Origin of the sequence: Methylotenera sp. L2L1 (assembly GCF_000744605.1) — a bacterium.
In the GTDB taxonomy this organism is placed as follows: domain Bacteria; phylum Pseudomonadota; class Gammaproteobacteria; order Burkholderiales; family Methylophilaceae; genus Methylotenera.
In genome coordinates this window covers 1479437-1504413 of sequence record NZ_JQMG01000001.1, presented here as the reverse complement: position 1 = coordinate 1504413, position 24977 = coordinate 1479437, and the positions used below count along the sequence as shown (strand labels likewise).

23 protein-coding genes and 1 tRNA gene are annotated in these 24977 nt (G+C 42.9%); 13 read left to right on the top strand and 11 right to left on the bottom strand.

All coding sequences use genetic code 11. From position 1 onward, the window contains the following. Window positions 1–58: 58 nt before the first annotated feature. The 4 genes from FG24_RS07225 to FG24_RS12715 all read right to left on the bottom strand — a co-directional run bounded on the left by FG24_RS07225 (window position 59) and on the right by FG24_RS12715 (window position 3130). Entirely contained in the window at window positions 59–1627 is a 1569-nt protein-coding gene (locus tag FG24_RS07225) for an alginate export family protein (RefSeq protein ID WP_235189735.1), read from the bottom strand. A gap of 115 nt (window positions 1628–1742) precedes the next feature. Beyond that, complete coding sequence (locus FG24_RS07220; RefSeq protein ID WP_036302252.1) at window positions 1743–2090, bottom strand: winged helix-turn-helix domain-containing protein; 348 nt, start codon at window positions 2088–2090, stop codon at window positions 1743–1745. 221 nt (window positions 2091–2311) lie between these two features. After that, the gene (gene sugE / locus FG24_RS07215; RefSeq protein WP_036302251.1) at window positions 2312–2629 is read right to left on the bottom strand and encodes a quaternary ammonium compound efflux SMR transporter SugE; all 318 of its coding nucleotides are present in this window, start codon (window positions 2627–2629) and stop codon (window positions 2312–2314) included. Between the two features lie 246 nt (window positions 2630–2875). Next, window positions 2876–3130 carry a hypothetical protein gene (locus FG24_RS12715; RefSeq protein ID WP_160172173.1) on the bottom strand — a complete coding sequence of 85 codons (255 nt, stop codon included), beginning with the start codon at window positions 3128–3130 and terminating at the stop codon, window positions 2876–2878. Between the two features lie 106 nt (window positions 3131–3236). On the opposite strand from FG24_RS12715, the gene FG24_RS07210 reads away from it, so the two are divergent. After that, the gene (locus tag FG24_RS07210; RefSeq protein ID WP_051901469.1) at window positions 3237–4661 is read left to right on the top strand and encodes a PLP-dependent aminotransferase family protein; all 1425 of its coding nucleotides are present in this window, start codon (window positions 3237–3239) and stop codon (window positions 4659–4661) included. On the opposite strand, the gene FG24_RS07205 is transcribed toward FG24_RS07210, so the two are convergent. Further along, complete coding sequence (locus tag FG24_RS07205; RefSeq protein ID WP_036302250.1) at window positions 4658–5869, bottom strand: MFS transporter; 1212 nt, start codon at window positions 5867–5869, stop codon at window positions 4658–4660. The genes FG24_RS07210 and FG24_RS07205 overlap by 4 nt on opposite strands. A 486-nt stretch (window positions 5870–6355) precedes the next feature. On the opposite strand from FG24_RS07205, the gene FG24_RS12410 reads away from it, so the two are divergent. Together FG24_RS12410 and rpoH are read left to right on the top strand one after the other, a co-directional pair. Further along, complete coding sequence (locus FG24_RS12410; protein WP_051901468.1) at window positions 6356–7291, top strand: sensor domain-containing diguanylate cyclase; 936 nt, start codon at window positions 6356–6358, stop codon at window positions 7289–7291. 269 nt (window positions 7292–7560) lie between these two features. Continuing rightward, entirely contained in the window at window positions 7561–8418 is an 858-nt protein-coding gene (rpoH, locus tag FG24_RS07195) for an RNA polymerase sigma factor RpoH (RefSeq protein ID WP_051901467.1), read from the top strand. A 95-nt stretch (window positions 8419–8513) separates the two neighbouring features. Here the strand turns inward: rpoH and FG24_RS07190 are convergent, their stop codons facing one another. Next, window positions 8514–10478 (bottom strand): dynamin family protein, encoded by a 1965-nt coding sequence (locus FG24_RS07190; RefSeq protein ID WP_036302249.1) that lies wholly within the window; start codon window positions 10476–10478, stop codon window positions 8514–8516. Between the two features lie 202 nt (window positions 10479–10680). On the opposite strand from FG24_RS07190, the gene FG24_RS07185 reads away from it, so the two are divergent. From FG24_RS07185 to FG24_RS07160, 6 genes are all read left to right on the top strand, one after another. Beyond that, entirely contained in the window at window positions 10681–11061 is a 381-nt protein-coding gene (locus tag FG24_RS07185; RefSeq protein ID WP_019897576.1) for a gamma-butyrobetaine hydroxylase-like domain-containing protein, read from the top strand. Window positions 11062–11073: 12 nt separating this feature from the next. Beyond that, window positions 11074–11814: a bifunctional demethylmenaquinone methyltransferase/2-methoxy-6-polyprenyl-1,4-benzoquinol methylase UbiE gene (ubiE, locus tag FG24_RS07180; RefSeq protein ID WP_036302248.1), complete on the top strand. Its 741-nt coding sequence runs from the start codon at window positions 11074–11076 to the stop codon at window positions 11812–11814. An 11-nt stretch (window positions 11815–11825) separates the two neighbouring features. Beyond that, complete coding sequence (locus FG24_RS07175) at window positions 11826–12479, top strand: ubiquinone biosynthesis accessory factor UbiJ (protein WP_235189734.1); 654 nt, start codon at window positions 11826–11828, stop codon at window positions 12477–12479. Window positions 12480–12482: 3 nt separating this feature from the next. Then, window positions 12483–14033 (top strand): ubiquinone biosynthesis regulatory protein kinase UbiB, encoded by a 1551-nt coding sequence (gene ubiB, locus FG24_RS07170; protein ID WP_036302246.1) that lies wholly within the window; start codon window positions 12483–12485, stop codon window positions 14031–14033. Between the two features lie 90 nt (window positions 14034–14123). Continuing rightward, window positions 14124–15587, top strand: a complete 1464-nt coding sequence (locus FG24_RS07165) for a sodium:solute symporter family protein (protein ID WP_036302245.1) — start codon at window positions 14124–14126, stop codon at window positions 15585–15587. 108 nt (window positions 15588–15695) lie between these two features. Beyond that, the gene (locus FG24_RS07160) at window positions 15696–15977 is read left to right on the top strand and encodes a GIY-YIG nuclease family protein (RefSeq protein ID WP_200876878.1); all 282 of its coding nucleotides are present in this window, start codon (window positions 15696–15698) and stop codon (window positions 15975–15977) included. Between the two features lie 59 nt (window positions 15978–16036). Here FG24_RS07160 and mutM read toward each other — a convergent pair whose 3' ends face one another. The 5 genes from mutM to FG24_RS07135 all read right to left on the bottom strand — a co-directional run bounded on the left by mutM (window position 16037) and on the right by FG24_RS07135 (window position 21090). Continuing rightward, window positions 16037–16852, bottom strand: coding sequence for a bifunctional DNA-formamidopyrimidine glycosylase/DNA-(apurinic or apyrimidinic site) lyase (gene mutM, locus FG24_RS07155; RefSeq protein WP_036302243.1), 816 nt, complete (start codon window positions 16850–16852; stop codon window positions 16037–16039). A gap of 106 nt (window positions 16853–16958) precedes the next feature. Beyond that, window positions 16959–17855 carry a DUF4340 domain-containing protein gene (locus FG24_RS07150; protein WP_036302241.1) on the bottom strand — a complete coding sequence of 299 codons (897 nt, stop codon included), beginning with the start codon at window positions 17853–17855 and terminating at the stop codon, window positions 16959–16961. 65 nt (window positions 17856–17920) lie between these two features. Then, the gene (locus FG24_RS07145; protein ID WP_036302240.1) at window positions 17921–19306 is read right to left on the bottom strand and encodes a GldG family protein; all 1386 of its coding nucleotides are present in this window, start codon (window positions 19304–19306) and stop codon (window positions 17921–17923) included. Between the two features lie 14 nt (window positions 19307–19320). After that, on the bottom strand, window positions 19321–20067 hold the full coding sequence (locus tag FG24_RS07140) for an ABC transporter permease (RefSeq protein WP_036302239.1): 747 nt from the start codon (window positions 20065–20067) through the stop codon (window positions 19321–19323). 87 nt (window positions 20068–20154) lie between these two features. Beyond that, on the bottom strand, window positions 20155–21090 hold the full coding sequence (locus tag FG24_RS07135; RefSeq protein WP_036302238.1) for an ABC transporter ATP-binding protein: 936 nt from the start codon (window positions 21088–21090) through the stop codon (window positions 20155–20157). Between the two features lie 390 nt (window positions 21091–21480). On the opposite strand from FG24_RS07135, the gene FG24_RS07130 reads away from it, so the two are divergent. The 4 genes from FG24_RS07130 (at window position 21481) to FG24_RS07115 (ending at window position 24950) form a co-directional block, all read left to right on the top strand. After that, window positions 21481–23256, top strand: coding sequence for a tetratricopeptide repeat protein (locus FG24_RS07130; protein ID WP_036302236.1), 1776 nt, complete (start codon window positions 21481–21483; stop codon window positions 23254–23256). After that, window positions 23253–23918, top strand: a complete 666-nt coding sequence (lolB, locus tag FG24_RS07125) for a lipoprotein insertase outer membrane protein LolB (protein WP_081880954.1) — start codon at window positions 23253–23255, stop codon at window positions 23916–23918. Before FG24_RS07130 ends, lolB begins: the two co-directional genes overlap by 4 nt. Window positions 23919–23980: 62 nt before the next feature. Beyond that, window positions 23981–24859 carry a 4-(cytidine 5'-diphospho)-2-C-methyl-D-erythritol kinase gene (ispE, locus tag FG24_RS07120; RefSeq protein ID WP_036302235.1) on the top strand — a complete coding sequence of 293 codons (879 nt, stop codon included), beginning with the start codon at window positions 23981–23983 and terminating at the stop codon, window positions 24857–24859. A gap of 14 nt (window positions 24860–24873) precedes the next feature. Continuing rightward, window positions 24874–24950 (top strand) — tRNA-Gln (locus FG24_RS07115). The last annotated feature ends 27 nt before the right edge of the window (window positions 24951–24977 follow it).

Sequence of the window (24977 nt, the reverse complement as noted above, 5' to 3'; positions counted from 1 at the left end):
AATAATGTAAATATTGACTGGCAAAATGACTAATGCTGGTTGCACTCGGAATTTGCACCTAAAATGCACTCATCTCTAGTTGCACATAGAGATAATCAGAATGCTCCTTGCGTGAAGGGTCATTGGCATTACTTACAATTTGCGTCGCATGCTTGGTGAAATCACCCGCCATAAAATGTGAGTAACCAATAGAGGTATTGATATGTTTATTAATTGGGAAGCGGGCGGTAATATCGAACTCCTCGCCTATTTCACTGCCACTAACACCAGTACGGTCTCTTAATGTAGCCGGGCCCCAGCTATCTGTATTACTTTCAAGGCGATACCAGCTATAGCCTGTATCAATTTTAAGGTTATTGATAAAACTAAATTTAGGATCAAACTCAACTCTTAGCTTAGTGGTGCGTATATTGGACATTTCAATAGCATCCGTATTGGACCATGGTCGTGCAAACCCAAATAAACGCTCAAAACGCTGATTTTTATTATCAGTAGCGTTTTTATCACCAGTCACTAAACCATAAAATCCACTTACTCTTGGTTTCCATGCTTGGTTAAATGTATAGCCTAGCTCTGCATTATATGCATAGGCTTCATGGTCAACTGTTGTGTTGTTAACCAAACTAGTATCTTGCTCGCCCCATTGCCTCACAAAGTTAGCGTCGTAATCCCATGACTTGGCTAACACACCATAGCTGCGAATACCTGCGGTATGAATCGTACGATCAATCTTGCGCGTATTGCTGGTTTCATCACGTCCATTCAAGTCGTACTTAACCTTATCGCCATCTTGCTTTAATAAATAATAATAAGGCTGCAAGCTGACATGTTCAGACCATTTCCGCCAATGTCCAAGTGCGCCATAAAAATGCTGAGCATCGTTATTTTGGTCTGGCTCATCTGTAAACCGTTGCACTGGTTTAAAAGCAAACATATCTAATTGCCAGTCATTGCTTTGCTGACCGATGACAGCACGCACGCCCTCAAAGTTGTTTGTGGTATTTCTATATCCATTACGTGCAACTAGTCTTTTATCTACTTGCTCTAATGCTTGCCTGCCCACTTTAATACTAATAGGACGCTCATTACCAAGGTCATCCTGTCCTAATAAAGTCTCTTTAAAATGAAGCTCTAAATATGCCTGCACTACCTCTGCATAATTCACATCACGGGTGTCATATTCACGTGTAAATTGGCTATGGTTACGACGAGCATCCCCCAACTCCACTGCAAAACGTAGCGGATCTAAAATATTCTTAACACCAATATAGCCGCGCGTCCTCAGTAAAACTGGCTCATCAATCACCCCTTTTGCACGCCTAAAATCATTATCACGGTTTTCATATCGAATCCGGTAATCCAAACCGACATCTAGCCAATCTACATCCTCAAGACCTTGATAGTCTTTCAGCCAAGTTTTATTCAGTTGCTTCACGTATTTTGGTGGTTCAGTTTCTAATGACGTTCCATAACTTTGGCGCTCTTTGTAATACGACCCCGCCACAGTCTCAGCTGCATTTGCAAGTGTGATGTTGAACCCTAACAAAAGGATAGACATGTACGACATTGGAGAAATCACTTTATTCGTCACTGAATGAATGATTGATGTTTTTAATATTGTTTTCATACGTGATCAAGTAGCTGATTTTTTAAAGTGTGTGATTTAATCACATAATATCGCTATATTCAATTAAATATAGCGATAAGCAGTAGATTATTTTTAGTGTTCATCATCAAGCTCATTAAGAGGGAGTTAAATTTGAAAGGATAATGTTTAACTCAAGATCGGCAGCAGCATAAGTTTTTGCGACTAAATTTCGATAGTTACTTAGGATGAAACGACCAAACTCAGTAAGCTTTGCCCCTCCCCCATGCTTACCGCCTGGCGAAGTCACGATCAAAGGCTCTTTAAAGCTTTTATTGATCACATCAATCAAATCCCAAGCGCGCTTATAAGACATGTTCATTTGCCTAGCAGCAGATGAGATAGAACCGCAGGCGTCTATAGCCTCCAGCAGATCAGCTTTGCCCGGCCCCATCACGACAACTGCGTCTTTTGAAATCCTAATTTTTAGCGTTGTATTATCCATATCAAGCTAAAGACCAGTATAAAAATAACCCATAGAAATAATCACAACAAAGTAATGAAATAAAGTGAAATCATCCAAAATGAGTATTCTACATGACTGAAAACACACTAAATTTTTATAATCAATAAAAAAGGTAGAGGCTAGGCGCTAAGTCAGCATGTTTTAGTCACGTCTACCAATTAAAAAGAACTTAGCTTTCACTAAGTTCTTTTTCAAAACAATTATGGCGTAAATAACTTAAGCCCAACAATACCGGCAAAAATCAGTAATAAACTTAGCAGCCTGCCGATGCTTGCAGATTCAGCAAATAGCAATATTCCAAATATCGCAGTACCGATAGCCCCGATTCCAACCCAAACCGCATACGCAGTGCCCACAGGTAATGTTTTCATTGCCATACCAAGCAACCAAACACTTAATACCATTGCCAACACAGTCACCACTGTTGGCCAAAGCCGTGTAAAACCGTCGGTATACTTTAAACCGATCGCCCATACCACTTCTAACAAACCTGCCAGAACAAGAATAGCCCAACTCATATAAAACACCTTTTTAATAACATTGGGTCGTCCCGTTAATCATCATGACAGCAAGGTCGTCCTTACTGATGTAAAGTTTAGCATTAGAATCAAATAGCGACTAATACCAGATAAAAATCTATCAAAAAACTTAAGTAGCCGCTAGACGGATACTACAAGCAATCACACTGGTTACTTTATCAAAACCATTTTGCGTGTGATATCTGCCATAACGACAGCAACATACGCCATCGTCCGATAGACATGCTACCGCCCCTCCACCAGCAATACCTGACCTCTAATCAACACCATCTGCTGCTGGGTTTTATTAGTTTGTTCACACATCGACAGCTTAGTGCTTAAGTTGGTCAGGCATGATGAATCCTCCGCACTGACTTTACCAGTGCTGTGTATTCCACCTAAAGAAAGTGCATTCGCCGTCTGGGTACTTTTGCAACAAACGAATGAATAGCAAACCAGCGATACACATATTGCCAACGCTAAGATAATAAGGAAGCGCATCACCATGTCTTTTCACAATTATTTGCTAGCATCATATCGGCACCATCATATACACTACATGTACAGTTAATCATTCAATTATCCACTCTGTACAGGTTCAAGTACCATGCCAGTTACACCACCCTTACTCGCATTAAACCCACTCGACTCCATCCCACTCGTCGAGCAAGTTGTTGTCGGCATTAAACATTTAGTTGAAGAACGCGTTTTGCGTGGCGGAACAAGACTCCCATCGATTCGCAACTTTGCTGTTCAGCACAAAATCAGTCGTTTTACCGTGGTGGACGCCTATGATCGACTGGTTGCACTAGGCTACTTAACATCACGCCGCAGTTCCGGGTTTTACGTTGCACCGCGATTACAAGTGGAAGCAACAACTACCAGCAGTTGCCGATTAGAGCGTGCAGACGACGTACTATGGCTGCTACATAACACTTTTAGAGACATACCAGATGCAGTAAGGCCAGGATGCGGCTGGCTACCCAGTGCATGGCTAGACGAAAAAGTGATTCAAAAGAGCCTGCACGAACTCTCAAGAAAACCCGGTTACTTTTTAACGGGTTATGGCGATGTCAGCGGCTATTTACCGCTGCGCCAACATTTATCACAGAAAAGCCTGTCTGACATTGGCATTGGTGCAGAAGCACATCAAATCATCATGACCAATGGCGCCACTCACGGCCTAGATTTAGCTGCCCGCTTACTTATCCAGCCTGGCGATACCGTGTTAGTAGATGACCCCGGCTACTACACCTTGTTTGGGTATCTAAAATCATTAGGTGCCAGACTCATCGGTGTGCCACGGAAGACAAACGGACCAGATGTTGAGCGCATGGAACAACTGCTTCAAGAGTTCCGCCCCAAATTATTTTTCACCAATACCGTATTGCACAACCCTACTGGCACCAGCACTAGCTTAGCCGTAGCCCACCAAATATTGCAGTTAGCGGAAAAATACGGGTTATACATTGTTGAAGATGATATCTATGGTGACCTGCATCATGGAAACGCACCGCGACTAGCCGCACTAGATCAGTTAAAACGTGTCATTTACGTGAGCAGCTACTCCAAAACTATCTCCGCAGGGTTACGCGTTGGTTTTATCGCATGTAACCCGGAGTTAGCAGCAAGGTTGTTAGATTTAAAACTACTTTCAGGCCTCACGACTTCTGAAATTAACCAAAGGGTGATGTACCAAATTTTACTGGAAGGCCGCTACCGCAAACATATTGAAAGAGTACGCTCACGCTTACAGGAAAAACGTGGGCAGGTCATACATCAGTTGGAGCAATGCGGCCTGCAAATTTATGCAGAACCAGCCGGCGGCATGTTTATCTGGGCAAAGCTACCAGACGGGGGAAATGCTGCTGAAATCGCCACATTAGCCTCACAAAAAAGCATCATGCTGGCGCCTGGCAATTTATTCAGACCTTATCAAGAACCATCCCCTTGGCTACGCTTTAACGCAGCACATTGCGATGATGGCAGAGTTTTTGATTTCCTAAAGTCAGCGCTGACTCAACCACGCTAGGCTGTTACGGCAAGCCTTGGATGCTCTTCACGAATCGGCAAATTAACCAACGCAGCAATGCTCGCAAGCACAATGTCTGCGTACCACATCCATTCATAGTTACCACTCTGTACTAAGGTGATGCCTCCTAGCCAAGCCCCGAAGAAACCACCAATCTGGTGACTAAGTAAGGCAAACCCAAACAGCGTACCCAAATAACGCAGTCCAAATAGCTTGCCAACTAGGCCAGCCGTTGGTGGTACTGTCGCCAGCCAAGTAAAGCCGAGCACCGCCGCAAAAATATAAAAAGTGAGTGCGGTCTTAGGCGCCATCAGATATATCGCTATGGCGAGCGCACGTGAAGCATACATCCAAAACAGAATCATTTTCATGCGCTTAGTCTGTCCAAGCCAGCCAGCCCATATACTCCCCACCACGTTAGCAAGACCAATAATGGCTAGTGAAGCCGCCCCAACAGATGCTGGCAAACCGCACAGATTAACCTCACCGGGAAGATGAGTGACTAAAAAGGCAATATGAAATCCACAGGTAAAGAAGCCTACATTTAAACAAAGATAGCTTCGGTCTTTAAAAGCAATGCGAAGCTGCTCACCTAAAGCCACGCCATCTGCTTGCGCTACCGCACGCTTTTCAGCAACGCTGTTTTTTTCACGCAACGGTAGCGCTAACAGAATCGTCGTTAGCGAAGTGGCTGCCAACGCCAATATTGCGACAACCCAATTAAAGGAGTTAATGAGCACCTGCGTGACAGGTGCAAATATAAACTGCCCCAAAGAGCCACCAGCATTAATAAGCCCAGCTGCCGTAGAGCGACGCTCAGCTGGCAACCGCTGCGCTGACGCACCAATCAAGATGGAGAAGCTGCCTGCACCAGCACCGACTGCCGTCAGAACACCAATCGAAAAAATCAAGCCGAAACCAGAGCTCATGAACGGCGTAATTGCCAGTCCCAGTGACAACATCAAAGTGCCAAACACAATGACTTTAAATGAGCCTACCTTGTCCGCAAGCATGCCAAACAAAGGTTGCGCCACGCCCCATGCAAGCTGGGCAACCGCCATAGCAAAACTGATCGTCACAACACCTAAGCCTGTGGATGTATTTAATGGCGATACAAACAACCCCATCGATTGCCGTATCCCCATCGTGACAGCCAAAATTGCTGCCGAGGACATTACTAATATCCAGAATGTGCGTTGCGGGGTCATAAAATCAAATCACCGGTTGAGTAAAGCGTGAAGACAATAACAAGTAATGATTTAATCATCCACCAGATTGCGATAGATGAATCATATTACTTAATCGTTAAATCAACATAAAAAACTCAACATTACCCCAATACTTTTTAAGTGAACCACCTAAAATGAGTAGAAAGAACAGTGCTTTGACATTAAAGTCATTGACAACGTATGCATATAAATCAGTTTTTTTACAAAAGTGATCATTTATAACAAAGTTTATTACAACAAGCCTAAATTGGCTGACTAGCAACTACGCAATTAGTGGCGATTCAACTTAGGTAGTGCGAAGTATTTTTGAAAATTCCTTAACTACCGCTAATGTGCATCTAGTAAACTATCAATGATAGAGTAATCCTTAGGAAAAGTTCCTATGCTCAATAATTAATCACTCCTCACTACTGATTAGCACTGATACCGTAAAAAACTAAGAACAGAAGTGAGCTTGGAGTAATAATGAAAAGTCAGACCACAACTGATATGGCTCCGCGTGAGAATAGCCTGCAGGAAAATGATTTTCAATTCATGATTGAGAACAGTCCGGACTATATTATCAAAGTTAACTTGACTGGACATTACACCTACGTTAATCCAGCATTCTGTAAACTTTACGGTATAAATGCACAAAATTTATTAGGTCGCCACTATTCAGTTGATGTTGTAGAAGAAGATAAAGAAATGGTGGAGCAGTTTTTTAAGAAACTATTTATTCCACCTCATACTGTCAGTTTCACACATAAAGAACACACCGTTAACGGTATACGTCGTCTAGAGTGGAAAGGAAACAGTCTTATTAACGGAAAAGGCGATTTGGTAGAGTTTATCGGAATTGCACGTGACGTGACCGAACATCTGGAACTTATCGACCACCTAACCCAACAAGCCGATCATGATCATCTTACAGGCCTTGCCAACCGTAGATTCCTGATGCGTCAAGCAAATTTAGAATTAGAGCGTGCTAAGCGTTACCAATATCCATTTTCTGTGTTCATGCTAGACATAGACCATTTCAAAAATATTAATGACGAACACGGGCACTCAACAGGGGATGTTGTTTTAAAACAGCTAAGTAGCTTAATGAAGGCTATTCTACGAGAGAGTGATTTCATTACTAGATTTGGTGGCGAGGAATTTGCTGTATTGTTGCCAGAATCTGATTTAGAAGCTGCGATATTAATTGCCGATCGACTCAGACAGGCAGTTCAAAACTACCATTTCAGATTACATGATGATCTTGTAATTTCATTGACAATTTCAATCGGCATTGCATGCGCAAAAGAAGCGGAGTATGACTTTGAGCAATTGATACAAAAATCGGATGAACGGCTATATCAAGCAAAGCTCCTAGGCCGGAATCAGGTTATCCCAGCAAAAATAGAACCAATATCTTAAACAATACAAAAGTTGTTTCGTACAAGCATAGGTGCCCAACTAAGGCTAGAAAGTCCATTTGGACTACCCAAAACTTTATACACACAACCTCTTTAGCTACCTAGCGCCTACAAAATAGTGACGATTCACACACATTGCTCACAACTCTGATGTAATGTCTTTGACATTACTGTCATAGGACAAAACGAATACTTCGCTTGAACTTTCCGACACTAGCACTCTCAAACAGAGAGTGCTAAAATAACGCAACTAAGGAGGGTGATTAACTAATGACCAATGCTTTAACGGTACCTGCATTATCAGCAACTGACAGCCTAGAACAGTACACTAGAGCGATTAAAGCCTACCCTATTTTATCAGCGGAAGAAGAGCTTTCACTCGCGGTAAGGTTTAAAAAAGAAAATGATCTTGAGGCTGCTCGTCAGTTGATTGTTTCACATCTACGTTTGGTAGCGAGTATCGCACGTGGCTACATGGGCTATGGCCTGCCACAAGCCGACCTTATCCAAGAAGGCAATATCGGGCTAATGAAAGCCGTTAAGCGCTTTGACCCTGAGCGTGGTGTACGCTTAGTTTCATTTGCAATGCATTGGATTAAAGCAGAAATCCACGAATATATCGTGCGTAACTGGCGTTTAGTTAAAATTGCCACCACTAAAGCGCAGCGCAAGCTATTCTTTAACTTACGCAGCATGAAAACTGGCATCAATACCATGCAGCCTAGTGAGATTGCACACATTGCACACGAGCTGAATGTAAAACCTGAAGAAGTGTTGGAGATGGAGTCTCGCCTCAATGGTCATGAGATTTCACTAGAGAGCAACATTGATGACGATAGCGAAGAGCATTACAGCCCGATTGCTTATCTGCAAGACGAAAGCTTGACGCCACCTGAGGCGCTAGAGGCCAAACAGTTTGAAATGGCCGAAACCACAGGCTTAGCCTCAGCACTGAATCATTTAGATGAGCGTAGCCGTCGCGTAGTAGAAGCGCGCTGGTTACAGGAAAAAGATAGCAAGACACTGCACGAACTTGCTGATGAGTTTGGCGTGTCCGCAGAGCGTATTCGACAAATTGAGCAAAAAGCGATGCTAAAAATGAAAACGTTAATGCTCGCTAGTCGCTAATACTACACATAGCGCGAACCTCCCAAAGGCTCAAACAATAAAAAAGGCTGCTAATGCAGCCTTTTTTATTATGTAAATCTTACTCTTTCAATTATCTATGCAGCAAACGCTGTATCTTCTTGCTCTGACTGAAAGGCAAGCGCATTGCGCATATGCATACGCAACACATTCAAATCATCTAGCTGCGCTTGAATACTACGTTCAATCGCTTCTAACTCCGCAATACGATCCTCTAAGGTATCCGTCGCTTTATAAATACGCTTGATACTTTCTAAGCGCCTACGCAGTTGTAACTGATGTTCACGCACTTGAGACTCCATGGGCGCAATCACTGCCTTCAACCAGTTTTCTATATCGCGGTTAGCCACTTCAAATACATGAATAACGCGGCTCGCCAACGTTTCAAAGAACTTGCTGGTTAGCGTCATTTTCTCGTGAGCGATCATATTAAACGCTGTATTAAACTGCTCTTTATACGCACGCTCTAATTTAGATAGCTCTTTTTGATAGCGCAAAGTAGTAAATGCTGGCGGTTCAGATTTACGCAAACCATGCTCTTTTGAAAACTTCTCATACATCACATCCATCATCTGTTTAATTTCATCAATTTGCACATCAGATGAAATTAAACGCGTTTTCAGTTCACTAAAGAAGTTATCCATTGCATGGCGTATGGTTTTGGTAAAGCTGGCATCCACCATGGTCTGACGCGTTGAATGTACGTGCACCTTAAGCGACTCCATGCCCAACAACGTAAACAAACGATTCGTATGCTGAGAAAAGATACTGCGCAATGCTTGGAATCGCTGCAGCCCCTGTTCAAAGTTTTCCTTATCCACTTTGACCTTGTTCATCATGTGTTCGACTACGTCTTCGTTTTTACCACGAAGTCCACGTAGTTCTAGCAACTGGTCGTTCACACCAGAAAATCTTGCATCTAAAATCACATGTGAATTAGCAATCAGATCCTCTATCTCGTTCTGCGTGTTATCGCGCACGATTTCTTTTTTAGCCGGAATCAACTCATTAGACAAAGCCTTTTCCAACTCTAAAACACGGCTTTTAGCGAGCAATGTTTCATCACTATTTACCTTAGCAAGCAAACCCTTTTGGGCAGATACCGGATAAATGTGACTAGGTTCTAACCCTAATAACTCTGCACTCGTTTTTACTTGTTTGGCGAGCTCTTTTTGAATTTCTTCTTCGTCTTTTAGCTCATCCCATAAGCCGTCGATTTTATTTAATACCGCAATACGGCCTTTTTGTTTCCAACGTGTACCGCTAATGTATTGACGCCAAACGTCAATTTCAGACTTAGTAACACCGGTATCGGCTGCTAAAATAAATAGCACTGCATGCGCATTTGGCAGCATGTTTAATGTCAGTTCAGGCTCAGTACCAATCGCGTTGAGACCAGGCGTATCTAAAATAACCAAACCCTGCTCTAGCAAAGGATGCGGGAAGTTAATCATGGCGTAGCGCCAGCATGGCACATCAATCGTGCCATCTTTATTGATATTTAAAGCGTCATCTGCACTGTTAGGGTCATACAAGCCGTACTTTTCAGCTTCTTCTAACGAAACTGCCTTTGTACTACTCACCTCTTTAAAAGCGCTGACCATGCTCTCATTAGAGTCAACATCAAAAGTAACGGTTTTCCATTCATCTGGGTAACGTTTGTATTCAGACGTCGTTGCGTCAGAAAGACGTGTCTCGATAGGCAACATCATAATTGAGGTTGGCTTAGACTTATCGTACAGCAATTCTGTCGGGCACATGGTCGTACGACCAGCGCTAGAGGGCAACAGGCGTGTGCCGTACCCTGCAAAGAATATTGCATTAATCAATTCGGACTTACCGCGTGAAAACTCTGCAACGAATGCAACATTCAACTTATCTTCACGCAACCTGTCCAACAGTTGTTGAATTCGCTGATCGACCTGCGCATCATTGAGCTCTTGCTCATTTAACCAGCTGCGGTAATCGCAAATTGTATCGACAAGCGCCTTACGCCACTGGGAATATACTTCAAAATGATGTGCTAATTTATTATCTGCCATGATGGTCCTCAAACCATTTTTAGCTAGTGTTACTTTATCACTGTTAATTCAATATGCAAATAAAAGCCTGCACTATTATTTACATAACTTTACAAATTTCGGACAAGCGGTGCTTTATTAAATATGAACGGTTAGCGACTAGATTTATCAGCAAACTAACTCATTCTGTTATCATCTTATTTTTTAATGAAGTTAGCATGCCATGAGCGAAAACACCCAAAACGCGCCTCGCCCAATTGATATTAAACTTCACCAAACATCACGTTTGCTGGAGATTAAATTCGATAATAATACGGAATGCATGTTGTCCTGTGAGTTCTTGCGCGTGTACTCACCTTCCGCTGAAGTGCGTGGCCACGGACATGGTCAAGAAGTGCTGCAAATCGGTAAAGAAGATGTCAATATTTCAGCCATCCACCCGGTTGGCAACTATGCAGTCAAACTAGTGTTTACCGATGGCCATGATACAGGCTTGTACTCATGGGATTACCTATACGACTTAGCGCGCAACTATGAGTCACTCTGGTTAGAGTATTTGGGTAAATTGAGTGCCGCTGGACATGCTCGCAAAAACTTATCTTAAGAGAATACTGAAATGACAACCGAACAAAATACACATTTCGGCTTTAAAACTGTTGCAGAGACTGAGAAAGCAAAAAAGGTAGCTGAGGTATTCCACTCTGTCGCCAACAAATACGACTTAATGAATGACGTGATGTCTGCGGGTTTACATCGCAGTTGGAAACGTTTTGCAGTCAGCATCAGCGGCGTAAACCCTGGCGATAAAGTACTAGATATTGCTGGTGGCAGTGGTGACTTATCCAAACTGTTTGCGCAAAAAGTAGGGCCAGAGGGCCAAGTGATTCTGACCGACATTAACGCGTCTATGCTAGGCGTTGGTCGAGATCGCATGCTAGACGCTGGCCTGAACGTACCAGCCATGCAGTGTGATGCTGAGAAACTGCCGTTTCCAGACCAATATTTTGACTGCGTGATTGTTGCATTTGGTTTGCGCAACATGACGCATAAAGACAAAGCACTGGCCGAAATGCAGCGCGTACTGAAAGTGGGCGGCCGCTTACTGGTGCTTGAGTTTTCAAAAGTATGGCAGCCTTTATCTAAAGCCTATGATGTTTATTCATTTAAATTGCTACCACTCATGGGAAAACTGCTTGCAAAAGATGCTGAAAGTTATCAATACCTGGCTGAATCTATTCGCATGCATCCAGACCAAGAAACACTCAAACAAATGCTGGTGGATGCAGGCTTAAGCAAAGTCGATTATTACAATCTAGCCGCTGGTGTGGTGGCGCTACATAAAGGCTATAAAACCTGATGTTTAAAAGCATGAGCACACACGTTCTGCAACATCTGATCGCACAAAACACTTGGGCTTGCAGTTTATTGCAGCCATTTGCAGGAAAATCTGTACGCATTACAATTGCGCCTGTTAGCAGTGCGCTTGTGATCTTAGAAGATGGCAGCTTGGCTATGGCTGGTGAAACCAACATTCCTGACGCCAGCATTAACATAGCACCTAGCTTGCTACTCAGACTGCTTGCAAAAGATGAAGCGGCTAAATTGCAAATTGAAATTAGTGGCGATACACATCTCGCAACCGCGTTAGCCAAAGTATTTTCCCACCTGCGCTGGGATTATGAAGACGACTTAAGCAAACTGGTGGGTGATGTTCCTGCGAATAAAATTGGGTCATTTGCAAGAGGCTCTGTGCAAACTATTAAAGATACTGGCCTCAACATTGCCAGCATGCTCAGCGAGTATTGGCAAGAAGAGAAGCCTATGCTGGCTAAGAAAAGACATGTGGAGCAATTTAACAGTGAAGTCGATCGTTTACGTTCAGATGTTGAGCGTTTTGAAAAAAGATTGCAAAAGCTTGCCAAACTAAATGACACAAAACTAAACAGCATCGAAGCAAACAAAAGCCAGACAAGCGAAACCAGCACCGCCTCACACAATCAAGTTACAGATAGCGTTAAATAATTTATGCGGATTTTTCGGCTCTTTTATATTATTTTTATTACCCTGCGTTTCAGTTTAGATGAGTTGATACTGAGCCACAGTAAACTCAAACCACTGCAATCCATCATCGGCACCTTACTGTTTTGGCGTAACACCAATACCCCGCGCGGCGCTCGCCTCAGATTAGCCTTAGAAACACTAGGCCCTATTTTTGTTAAGTTTGGGCAGATGCTTTCTACCCGCCGCGATTTGATTCCTGCAGACATTGCAGATGAATTAGCAAAACTACAAGATCAAGTGCCACCATTTAGCTTTGCAGAAGTAGAAACCATCATCACACAGGCGTTTAACGAGCCGCTAGCACAACGCTTTTCACAATTTGACGAAACCCCAGTGGCAAGTGCATCCGTTGCACAAGTGCATTTTGCACACTTACCGCATGGCGAACCTGTTGCCGTCAAAGTATTAAGACCTAATATTGAAAAAACCATTGCGCACGACTTGCTGCTCATGGATACCGTGGCTTTATTGTTACAAAGCATCTCATCTGAGTTTAAACGACTAAAACCTCGCGAGATTGTTGCAGAGTTCGCAAGACATACCGAAAGTGAATTAGATTTAACACTGGAAGCAGCAAACTGCAGCCTGCTTGGCCGCAACTTTGCAGATAAATCCATGTTAATCGTGCCAGATGTACATTGGGACTGGTGCCGCAAAGAAGTGATGGTTATGCAGCGTATGCATGGCACTCAAATTAGCCAGCGTGATTTATTAATTGCAAAGGGAATTGACACTTCAAAACTGGCCAGAGATGGCGTTGAAATATTTTTCACGCAAGTGTTTAGGGATGGCTTTTTTCATGCAGACATGCACCCAGGCAATATACAAGTCGCTGATGACGGTAAATACATCGCGCTTGACTTCGGCATCATGGGCTCATTAAACGATGTAGATAAATACTATCTTGCGCGTAATTTCTTGGCATTTTTTAACCGAGATTATCGTGATGTGGCACAAGCGCATATTGACTCAGGCTGGGTACCCGCAGACACAAAACGTGAAGAACTGGAAACTGCGGTAAGAGCGATTTGTGAGCCTATCTTTAACAAGCCATTAAAAGATATTTCTTTTGCACGCACTTTACTCAGCTTGTTTCAGATGGCACGTCGCTTTGGTGTCATTATTCAGCCGCAACTGATTATGCTGCAAAAAACATTGCTCAATATCGAAGGTTTAGGACGAGAGTTAGATCCAAACCTAGACTTATGGAAAAGTGCACAACCGTTTTTAACACGTTGGATGAGCGAACAAATTGGGTGGCGCTCCATGCTCAAGAACATTAAAAATGAGCTACCACACATCATTAAAACCGTGCCACAAATGCCAAGGCTAGCACAGCAGTTCTTAATGCAAACCAACCAAGCCGAACAGGACGTGCCTTTACGCGCATCCATAGAGCAATTAATCAAAGCACAGCAGCAACAGGCAATGTGGCAAAAACGGCTGGTGATTGCAATTGTAGTGCTGGCAGTAATTGAAGTCTTGCTAATAGCAAGCACTTACTTTATCCACTAGTGTCTTAAGGACTCATAGCATAAAGTGAAACGCACCCATTTAACTTCTCATCAATATAGACACATAAATATTACACTGTAGGATCCCGCTATGCTGATTTGGTTTGTCGTCATCTACTTATTGATTTCTATTACGATAGGTTTAGTGGCCGCCACGCGTGTAAAAAACACTAAAGATTACGCTGTTGCTGGACGACATCTGCCATTACCTGTTGTGATTGCAACCGTATTTGCTACTTGGTTTGGTGCAGAGGCTATTTTTGGCGTATCTGCCACTTTTGTCACAGAGGGCTTAAATGGTGTCGCGGCTGATCCATTTGGCTCCAGCATGTGTCTAGTGATCGCCGGCTTCTTCTTTTCTACCCAACTTTATAAACTTAACATCCTCACCCTCGGTGACTTTTACCGCATGCGCTATAACCGCTCGGTGGAGGTGCTCACCACCATTGCGATTGTGATTTCATACCTAGGTTGGGTTGCCGCACAAATCAAAGCACTGGGCCTCATCTTTAACATCATTACAGATGGCGTGGTAAGCGAAGAAACTGGCATGATATTAGGCACTGCTATCGTGCTGACTTATACAACATTCGGCGGCATGCTCTCAGTTGCCGTATTAGACTTTGTGCAAATGATAGTCGTCATAGGCGGGTTACTTTATATAGGCAGTATCGTTTCTGGTATGACAGGCGGCGTTGCTCCCGTGATTGAGCACGCGCGTGCAGCAGGCAAGCTAGACTTCTTTCCTAAGGGGGCCGATATCTGGGTATGGCTTACATTCATTGGCGGCTGGGTGACCATGATGCTAGGCTCTATTCCACAGCAAGATGTATTTCAGCGCATCACCTCTGCCAAAAGTGCAAACATCGCACTATGGGGTTCTCTTTTAGGCGCTACGGTCTATTTCTGTTTTACTTTTGTACCCATGTTTATTGCCTATGCGGCCACATTAATCGACCCAGCACACTTTGGCGCGCTAGTAGTAGAAGACTCTCAGCGCGTACTCCCATACTTAGTGCTAGAGCACACACCACTGTTTGCTCAAGTCATTTTCTTTGGCGCGGTGCTTTCTGCCATTATGAGCTGTTCATCAGCAACACTATTAGCACCATCAGTGTCATTTGCAGAAAATATCGTCAAAGGTTACATGCCCAATTTAAGTGACAAAGGCTTTCTCAAGGTCATGCGTATTTGCCTACTAAGCTTTGGTTTATGCGTTTTAATCTATGCACTTAATTCTGAACGTTCAATTTTCGGCATGGTGGAATCTGCTTATAAGATTACCTTAGCAGGGGCATTTGTACCTCTGGTTTTTGGCGCATTCTGGAAAAAGTCCACTTCACAAGGTGCGCTCGCAGCCATCATAGGTGGCATCAGCACTTGGGTACTCATTGAAGTATTGATAGGTGAAGAATGCTTGATTCCACCGCAACTCATAGGCTTGGGAGTAAGTATTATTGCTATGATCCTAGGTTCACTACTTCCTCAAAGAATCGGCGGCAGCCCAGATAGACCAGCAGGTTATCTACATGAGCATGCGGCAAGGCCACATTAACGCCGATTGAAGCACGACCTACTTTTTGTAGTGGATCAGGAGTTATTCAACCAAAAAGCATCAAATGACTTTGGATACATAACTATCAGAAAAATACGTTGAATCCCTGTGCATAAAAAAATCATTTACAAAATCACATACCCAAACGGTAAGATTTACATTGGTAAAGACCTTACCAACACACTGACTTACTTTGGTAGCGTTAATAGTGAGATTGTTGCACTAGACTTCACTGAAGAGCAACAACGCGACTTTACCGTGAGAAAACAAGTTATTTTTGAATCACATAGCACAGAAGAAATAAATCAAATAGAAGCACGACTAATCTTAGAGCATAACTCCAACAATCCTGATATTGGTTACAATAAATGGCCAAAATTTAAAGGTTGATAACAATGAAGCTACAACCTCAAACCCCGAGTAAGCCCACGACTAGTGCCATCGCATCATCAGGGCTTCTGACATACCCCACAATAAAATGTTGAGCGTTGCCCTTGCCTAATATTTAAAATAGGCTTGCCGCATACCCTGCATGGCTCATCAGTTCTGCCATAAACAAAATACTGCTGCTGGAAATAACCAGGGTTACCATCTGTACCAAAAAAGTCACGCAGGCTACTACCGCCGGCTTTAAGCGCATCGTTTAATGTTGCTTTAATTTCAGTGACTAACTTTTCACACTGTTTCAAACTGAGCTTGTTGGCTGGTGTTGCTGGGTGGATTCCCGCACGGAATAAAGACTCACTCGCGTAAATATTGCCCACGCCCACCACTAAATGGCTATCCATAATGGTAGTTTTAATGGCGGCAGTGCGTGTACGCATGTGTTGTTGCAAATATTTACCTGTAAACACGTCATCCAGAGGCTCTGGGCCCAATACACTGAGCAGTTTATGCTGAGCATATTGCTCGCCTGCCCATAGCACTGCACCAAAGCGCCTGGGGTCGCGCAGGCGTAGCACCTGCCCATCCGTAAACACAATATCAAAGTGATCATGCTTTTGTGCTGGTTCGTTATTCGCTAACAAACAAATACGTCCAGACATACCCAAATGCAGTAATAAAACACCATTGTCAAAATGCGCCAGAATATACTTAGCGCGGCGCGTTAACGCACGTAGGGTTTGTCCATTAAGTAAAGCGGGTAAGTTTTCAGGAATAGGCCAGCGTAATGATCCGTTACGAATCACCACTTCGGCAACGGTCTGATCTAAAAGGGACAACAATCCTAGTCTCGTGGTCTCGACTTCTGGTAGTTCTGGCATACGCGTGATTTCCTAGAAAAAATCCCCCACGATGCGACTGTACCGTGAGGGATTTTTTAAGTTAGTAAAGTAAGTGTATCAATCAAACATTACTTGCTTGTAAATATTACTTACTTGGGACATTAATTGGTGGGTTTAACATCACAAAACCGGAGTCAGATGGGAATGTATACATAAGGCCTTCATCTGGACGTCCCAACAATAAATCTGGCGACTCTTGAATCTTATCAAAATGCACTTTACTACCGTCTGCCATTTTAATTTCAAGTGAAGGGTAAACAGTTTTACGGTCAGGGGTGTAAAGCTCAACTGATTTAGCTAGCGTATGTATCCATGAATAATCAACCCATTCATTCATTTCATTTTGCAATGGTTTAGCTTCTTTAATGGAAACCTTCCATTGACCATCCACTAAATCGACATTTAATCTAGAGGCTTCCCATTGTTCTAGTCGGCTAAAATCAAAGCCAGCCACTTTCTCCGTAGGTTTTAATGGTGCTTTATCTACCATCTCCACCACCTGAGTAGAAGCTGCCTCAGCATACGTATTAGATATTAAATAAACCGTATTTTTGTGTGAAATATATTGCTCGTCGGTCAGTGGGTTGTAAGTACCAAATAAAAACTCTTCTGAGTTGTTTTTGTCTCTAAACAACTTTAACTTGAGTGCTGGGTTAACCAAGCCAAACTTAGCCATATCATCTGATACGATTTTTTCACGACTTTTAGCCGCGATAATCGCTAAAATACGTTGCACTGATAACTGATCCGCACGTGTTTTATAGGGTGCAGTTAAACGCCAGTACCCATCTATTTTTTCAAAAGTAACGGCTGCCTTAGCTGGAAACTCAATCGCAATTGCATTGAACTCTGCCAGCTTGTACGTTGAAACTTCGTACTCAGCCCCCTTATTAGCTTCTGTTTTAGGACGAACATACAAAAATGTCACTAAGCTCGCCACCACAGCAAGCAAAAATAGATTTAATAACCAACGTTTTTTCATGCCACTCCCTCAACAACTCATTACAACACCAGATTAAACATCTCTAATATTAAGTTCTTCCAGTATTAAGCTCTTCTGCGTTTCCACCAGAAATACAAGCCTGCAATCATGAAGCCCAGCGGGATAAAGTATTGGAAGCTATGAAACACAGTCCAAGCAACTAAACGACCTTGGTCAGTATCTGGAATTGAAACATTGATGTCTTTCAACGGCATTGGCTGTATCGTAATCAGGTTATCATCACCAGCTAACCAATTCACGATATTCACGCCTAAGTCCAAATTTCCGCCATTGGTAATAAAGGTGTTAGATAAGAAGTTAGCATTACCCATCACCACTACGCGCTGGCCTTTTTTGCCATAAATACGCTCTAATGCCACACCGATATTGATTGGGCCGCGCTTATCTGTCTTTTCATTAAAAACAGGTTTAGCACCTTTTTCCAGCTTCGTAGAAGACAACCAGCCATTAGGCGCCACTTCAACAAGCTTGCTTACTTTCCATCCATTTTCATCAGTACCTACCGCGCTCACTTCATGAGACTCTGGGAATAAAGTACGCAACATAAAGTTAGTCGTAACTGGATGCTCACCGTATAAGCTTGCAAACGCAACGCGCGCATCAGCACCATACTGAGCTGAGGCCATATCCAGCACCACACCTGGAGACACTTGCAAACCTAAGTAATCAGCAACGTTTTGCATGCCTTTAAAGTCGTTATCATCTAACAACCATAGCAAATTACCGCCTGCCTCTAGGTAGGCTTTAATTTTTTGCGCTTCAATTTCGCTAATATCGACTTGCGGGCTCGCTACTACCAACATTGCACCATTGCTTGGCACGGCCTGTGCAATCGTTAAATCTGGATTAGCAAATTTAAAGCCTTTGGTCTCTAACTGCTTACCAAATTCACCCAAGTCATGATTCTTAACACCAATCAAGTTACGCTCGCCATGTCCATCTAAATACATCACAGCCTGCTGATTAGTACGAGATAGTCTTACCAACAAGTTAGTAAACTCTTGTTCAGCAAATGGTGGCGTAATGTGTTCCACACGCTTTTGGTACTCGACCACCACTTCGCCATCCACTTTAACACCAGCGTCTTGTGCCAGCTTTGGCTCTTCAGACGGGTTAATAAACTTAAGTCTAATATCTTGTTTATCGCGTTGGTAACGTGCAACAAAATCCACAATTCCTTTACGGAACACATCACCGTTTGATGCGTCGTCTTTAGTCGCATATACGGTAATGTTCACTGGCGCTTTCATCTGCTTGAGCACATTCACACTGCCTTGCGTCAAGATATTACGATTAGCCTGCGTAATATCTTTGGCAACGCGGTACTGGCTAGCAAAATAACCTAGCAACACAACAAGCATTAAAAACAATACGACAAAAAACCAATTTTGTACTAATAACTGAAAACGTAATTTACGATTAATGTTCATGTCAAAAATTCCAATTAACCACGTAAGCGGTCAGCATCTAAGCGACGCACTGTTAAGGTTAAAAATGTCACAGCGAATAAAATAAAATAGACGATATCTGCACTATCAATCAAACCGCTAGCAAATGACTGAAAGTGACGCGTGAGTGATAAGCTACCTAATACGTTGGTTGGGTCATCCCCGAAAAAGCGGTCTAACATCATCAATGCAAATAGTGCGATGAACGTTAAAATGGCAGCAATCACTGGCTGTTGCGTTAAGCTAGAGAAGTAAATACCCAACGCAGAAAAGCCCGCAACCATCAGCAACAAACCAAGCGAGTTGGTCAATAAAAAGCCAAAGTCGATATCTGCCCAAATATTAAGCGTAGACAACATTGCGCCAATAAATAAAATCAAGATGCTTAAAAACGCCACAAGACCGACAAACTTGCCCACCACGATTTCAGTCAATGAAATAGGCGCACTAAATAAAAACGGTAGGGTTTGGCTACGGCGCTCTTCAGAAATAAGTCGCATCGACAATAACGGCACGGCAAACAACATAATAAATGAAGCCAAACCATATACCGACTGCCCCACAAACTGCGTAACGCCAGTACGCTCAGCTGGACGCATCGCACCAGACATCACTGCAAAGTAGTCATTCACTGCATTTAGGTATTGCGTACCAAAAGCAAACATCAACAACGATAAAATCACCCACCCCATCGGCGAGGCAAACACACTTTTAAGTTCTTTTCTTGCGACATTAATAATCATAAATAAAACCTTAAATAACCGATTGTTATACTGAAAAGTGACTCGATTGAACCAAATCAAACAGCGGTATAGTTAACAGTGAGTGGATTAAACAGCCACTTGCTCTTGATAAGTCAGCTGCATAAACACGTCTTCCAAACTGGTTTGGTCTGGTGCGATTTGATGTAACCCCCAACCTTGCTGAACGGCCGCTTGTACAATTGCTTCTGCTGGCTCTGTGCTTTCTGCATAACGTACACGAATCAAGCCATTAGCTAAGCTTTCAGCCTCTGAAACACCTGATATTCTCAAAATCTCTTCAATCGCTGGCGGGTTACGCAAACCGATAAGTAGTTTATTGCCAACACGTTGACGTTTAAGTACATCAATCGAGCCGTTAAAAACCAACTTACCTTTATCAATGATTTGTACTTGATCACACACCATTTCCACCTCTGGCAGAATGTGCGTAGAGATAATCACGCTATGGTCCGTACCAACTTCACGAATTAATGTACGAATATCTCGAATTTGAATCGGGTCTAGGCCTACTGTCGGCTCGTCAAGAATCACTACCATAGGCTTATGAATAATCGCTTGTGCAATACCAACACGCTGCTGATAGCCATTAGATAAGTTTTCAATCAGACGTTTACTCATGTGCGTGAGGCCACAACGCTCTTTCGCATGTTCCACGGCAGCTTTAATGTGCTTACTACTTACACGATGCAACCTAGCTGCCATCGTTAAATATTCATCTACAGTTAACTCTTTGTATAAGGGACGCATTTCTGGCAGATATCCAATGAGTGCTTTAGCCTCTTTTGGGTTTTCTATCATATCGATACCACATATTTTGACACTGCCATGGCTAGGTGCCAAATTACCAGTGAGCATTTTCATGGTAGTAGACTTACCAGCCCCATTAGGGCCTAGGAACCCTAAAACCTCACCCTTACTTAAGGTGAAATTCACATTACTTACTGCTTCACGGCCTCCATAAAGCCGCGTAAGCTCAATTGCTTCAACTGTAAAATTATTCATAGGTACTCAATTAAAACATTGGTTTAAATACAGACGGTTATTGCTAACTTTATAAATACATCATCAAAAGTCTGACCCAGATAAAACAAATCTATAGATGCTAATCTATAGGCGACAGTTCACTACACTTGCGTTATAGTCAATCTATAATTATGTCGGAACTTGCAGCCGCTGTCACGGACTAAGAAGCAACGAGGCATGATACAGTGTTAAGCTAATTGTTAGTTAAGCTAAATACTTAGATAGACACATTTGGTGATGCAGCGCAATTATTAGTAATGCTGGGTAAATATTTTAACTTAAGCCCATTAAAACTAATGCAAACTACAAACACGTAATTTACTATATAGCGTAAATCAATCAATTTTATAAATAGTTTCACATACCCTGATGACAAAAAAACTAGATTTGAATACACCGCTTAAAAAAGCCTATCCAATTTCAGCCGCGGTGAACGTCGCCTTATGCATATTGATGCTAGGCATGGCTAGTTGCGCAAGCAATCAACCCAACCGTTATCATTCAGACACCCTAGCAAGCAGCAATGAGTCAACCACCCCACAGGAAAGAACACTCTCTGCAGAATTTGTTTATAAGTATCTAGTTGGTGAAGTTGCAGGGCAACGTGGCGAAATCGGTACTGCCGGCGCTATCTTTTACGATCTCGCCCGCGCTGAGCAAGACTCACGCCTAGCAGAACGTGCAGCAAAAATCGCAGCATATGCCAACATTCCAAGTTTAGCGATTCCTGCTGTAAAGCTTTGGGCAGAGTTAGACCCAACATCAACAGAGGCGCAACAAGCAATGACAGAAATGTTGATTGCAACTGGACGACTCAATGAAGCAGAACCTTACTTAGCGCAATTACTAGTCAAAGAAGAATCTAGACCTGGTGGCTTCTTATTTATTAACTCATTACTTAACAGAAGCCCAGACAAAAGCGCTGTACTAAAGCTAGTTCAGTCACTAGCCAAACCATACCCAACATTAGCCGAAGCCAATTTTGCAGTTGCGCAGGCTGCATACATTGCTAATCAAGATAACGTAGTGCTTAATGCACTCGCAAAAGCTGAAGACACGCGTCCTAACTGGGTCATCGCAGCATTACTGAAAGGCCAAGTCCTTTTTCGCCAATCACCCAATAAAGCCATTGCTTTCTATTATGAGCACTTAAAAGTACAGCCTGATGCAAATGAAATTCGCATCAACCTCGCTAAAATTTTAGTCAATCAGAAACAATATGCTGCTGCAAAGGCAGAGTTTCCAACAATATTAGAATATGCTAAAAACGCTCAAGAGAATAACAACGCCGAGATTTATGCCATTGTTGGATTACTATCTTTCCAAGCAACTGATTATAACGAAGCGGAAAAGTACTTCAAACAAGCAATCGACAACCATTTTAAAGATACAGACCAAATTTATCTGTACCTTGGGCAAACCGCTGAAAAGCAAAAACATGATGTCGCCGCCATGTCGTGGTATAACAAAGTACCAGCAGGACCACGCCACCTTGAGGCTCAGTTTAATTTAGCCAACGTCATCGCACGCACGCAATCAACCGACAAAGCTATCGAATTACTAGATAGCTTAGAAGACTTAAACGTTGAACAGCAAATCTTAGTCATCAAAGCGCAAGCGGCTTTACTCGCTAAAGAGAAGCGCAATCAAGAAGCTTTTGAATTATTAGATAAAGCTGTCAAGAATCTGCCAAACACCCCAGAACTGGTTTATGACTACGCACTTGCCGCAGAGCGCGTAGGCAAGTTTGACCTTATGGAGCTAGAGTTGCGTAGAGCTATTGCTGAGAAACCAGATTTTGCAGCTGCCTACAACGCTCTTGGCTATTCATTTGCAGACCGCAATGTCAGGCTTAAAGAGGCCATCAGCCTCATTGAAAAAGCACTGACACTCTCCCCTAACGACCACTACATGTTAGATAGTCTAGGTTGGGCACACTATCGCAAAGGTAATTTAGATAAAGCGATTCACTATCTGGAGCAAGCATTCAACATTAACCCAGACCCTGAAATTGCAGCACATTTAGGTGAAGTGCTCTGGCAAAAAGGGGAGTATGAAAAAGCCAAAAAGATATGGAGTGACGCGTTGACGGCAGACCCTGACAATGAAATTTTATTAATCACTGCAAACAAATTTAAATCTTGAATGCCACAGCAACACTTTCCAACGGCGCTCAATCTACATTAGTGAGAGCGACTCAATTGACACGTCATTTTTTAACGCTAGCCTTGGTCACTTTACTGGCTGCGTGCGCAAGTACGCCTAGTCAGGTGACCATCAGTGCAGACTCAACTTTACGCCATCAAAAACACTTACAAGCTAATGCAGCGATTCAGCAATTTTCGCTTCAGGGCAGAATCGGTGTGCAAACCAACAGTAAAGGTTTTTCGGGTGGCCTAAAATGGCACCACTCAACCGCAGCCGACAACATCGCCTTATTCTCACCACTCGGCAGCCAAGTGGCTCAAATCACAAAATCCAGCGACCAAATCACACTCACGGATGCTAATGGTAAAAAAGTATCAGCAGCAGATGCAGAAACACTCACCTATAATGCACTAGGCTGGTCACTACCGTTAACAGGGCTAGCTGACTGGTCTTTAGGTCGCCCATCTAGCGGCCCTATTCTAGCCAGCACTTGGGATGAACAAGGCCTGCTCACCACACTCAACCAAGATGGCTGGAAAATAGAGTTCTCAAACTACGCAGAACTGAATGGATACTGGTTACCGGGGAAAATCTTCCTCAAAAGCGACCAAGTCAACCTTAAGCTACTGGTAGAAAGTTGGGATAACACCCCGTACTAAACAATCACCGACTCAACACCTTTAATACCGTCTATTTTATAAGCCTACTCAACACCACAGCCATGCAAGACTTTGAAGCCTTTTTAGCCCCTGCAAAAATTAATCTATTCCTACACATCACCGGTCAACGCAACGATGGTTATCATCTGCTACAAACGGTTTTTAGACTACTTGATTACTACGACACGATTCATTTAAAAACCACAACAAACAACACCATTAAACGAGTCAATGAAGTTGCAGGGGTTCCAGAGGCCAATGATTTATGTGTTCGTGCCGCGCAATTACTACAGAAACATACAGGCTGCCAACTTGGCGCCGAGATATTGGTAGATAAAAAAATACCGATGGGTGGTGGACTTGGTGGCGGCAGTTCAGACGCAGCAACCGTGTTACTTGCATTAAACAAGCGCTGGCAACTAAATCTACCGCGCGAAGAACTACTAAAATTAGGATTACAACTAGGCGCAGACGTACCGTTTTTTATCTATGGTAGCAATGCTTGGGCAGAAGGTATTGGCGAGCAATTACAAGCCATTACACTACACAATGCTTACTATGTTGTACTAACGCCAAACGTTCATGTATCAACAGCACAAATTTTTTCCAATAAACAATTGACAAAGAATACGATTCCTAAGAAAATAGCCGCCTTTTCAGAGATAGCGAAATTAAGCACTGAAAACTCAGCGTTAGGAAACATCCACGATGGGTTTACAAATCAACTGGAAAAAGTAGTTTGTAGCATTTATCCTGAAGTAAAAGCATGCTTAGGCTGGCTAAAACAGTACGGAGATGCTAGAATGAGCGGCTCAGGTGCTTCGGTCTTTTTAGAAGTAGCTGATCAGGAAGTTGCAAATAGTATTTACCAACAAAAACCGAAAGAATATTTTGGGTTTGTTGCAAAAGGGTTGAATCAGCATCCTTTTTTAAGTAAATAAATCTGATTAAATATTGGGGAGTCGCCAAGTTGGTTAAGGCACTGGGTTTTGATCCCAGCATCCGAAGGTTCGAGTCCTTCCTCCTCAGCCAAATTTTTGTAGAAGCGTGTAGATTATT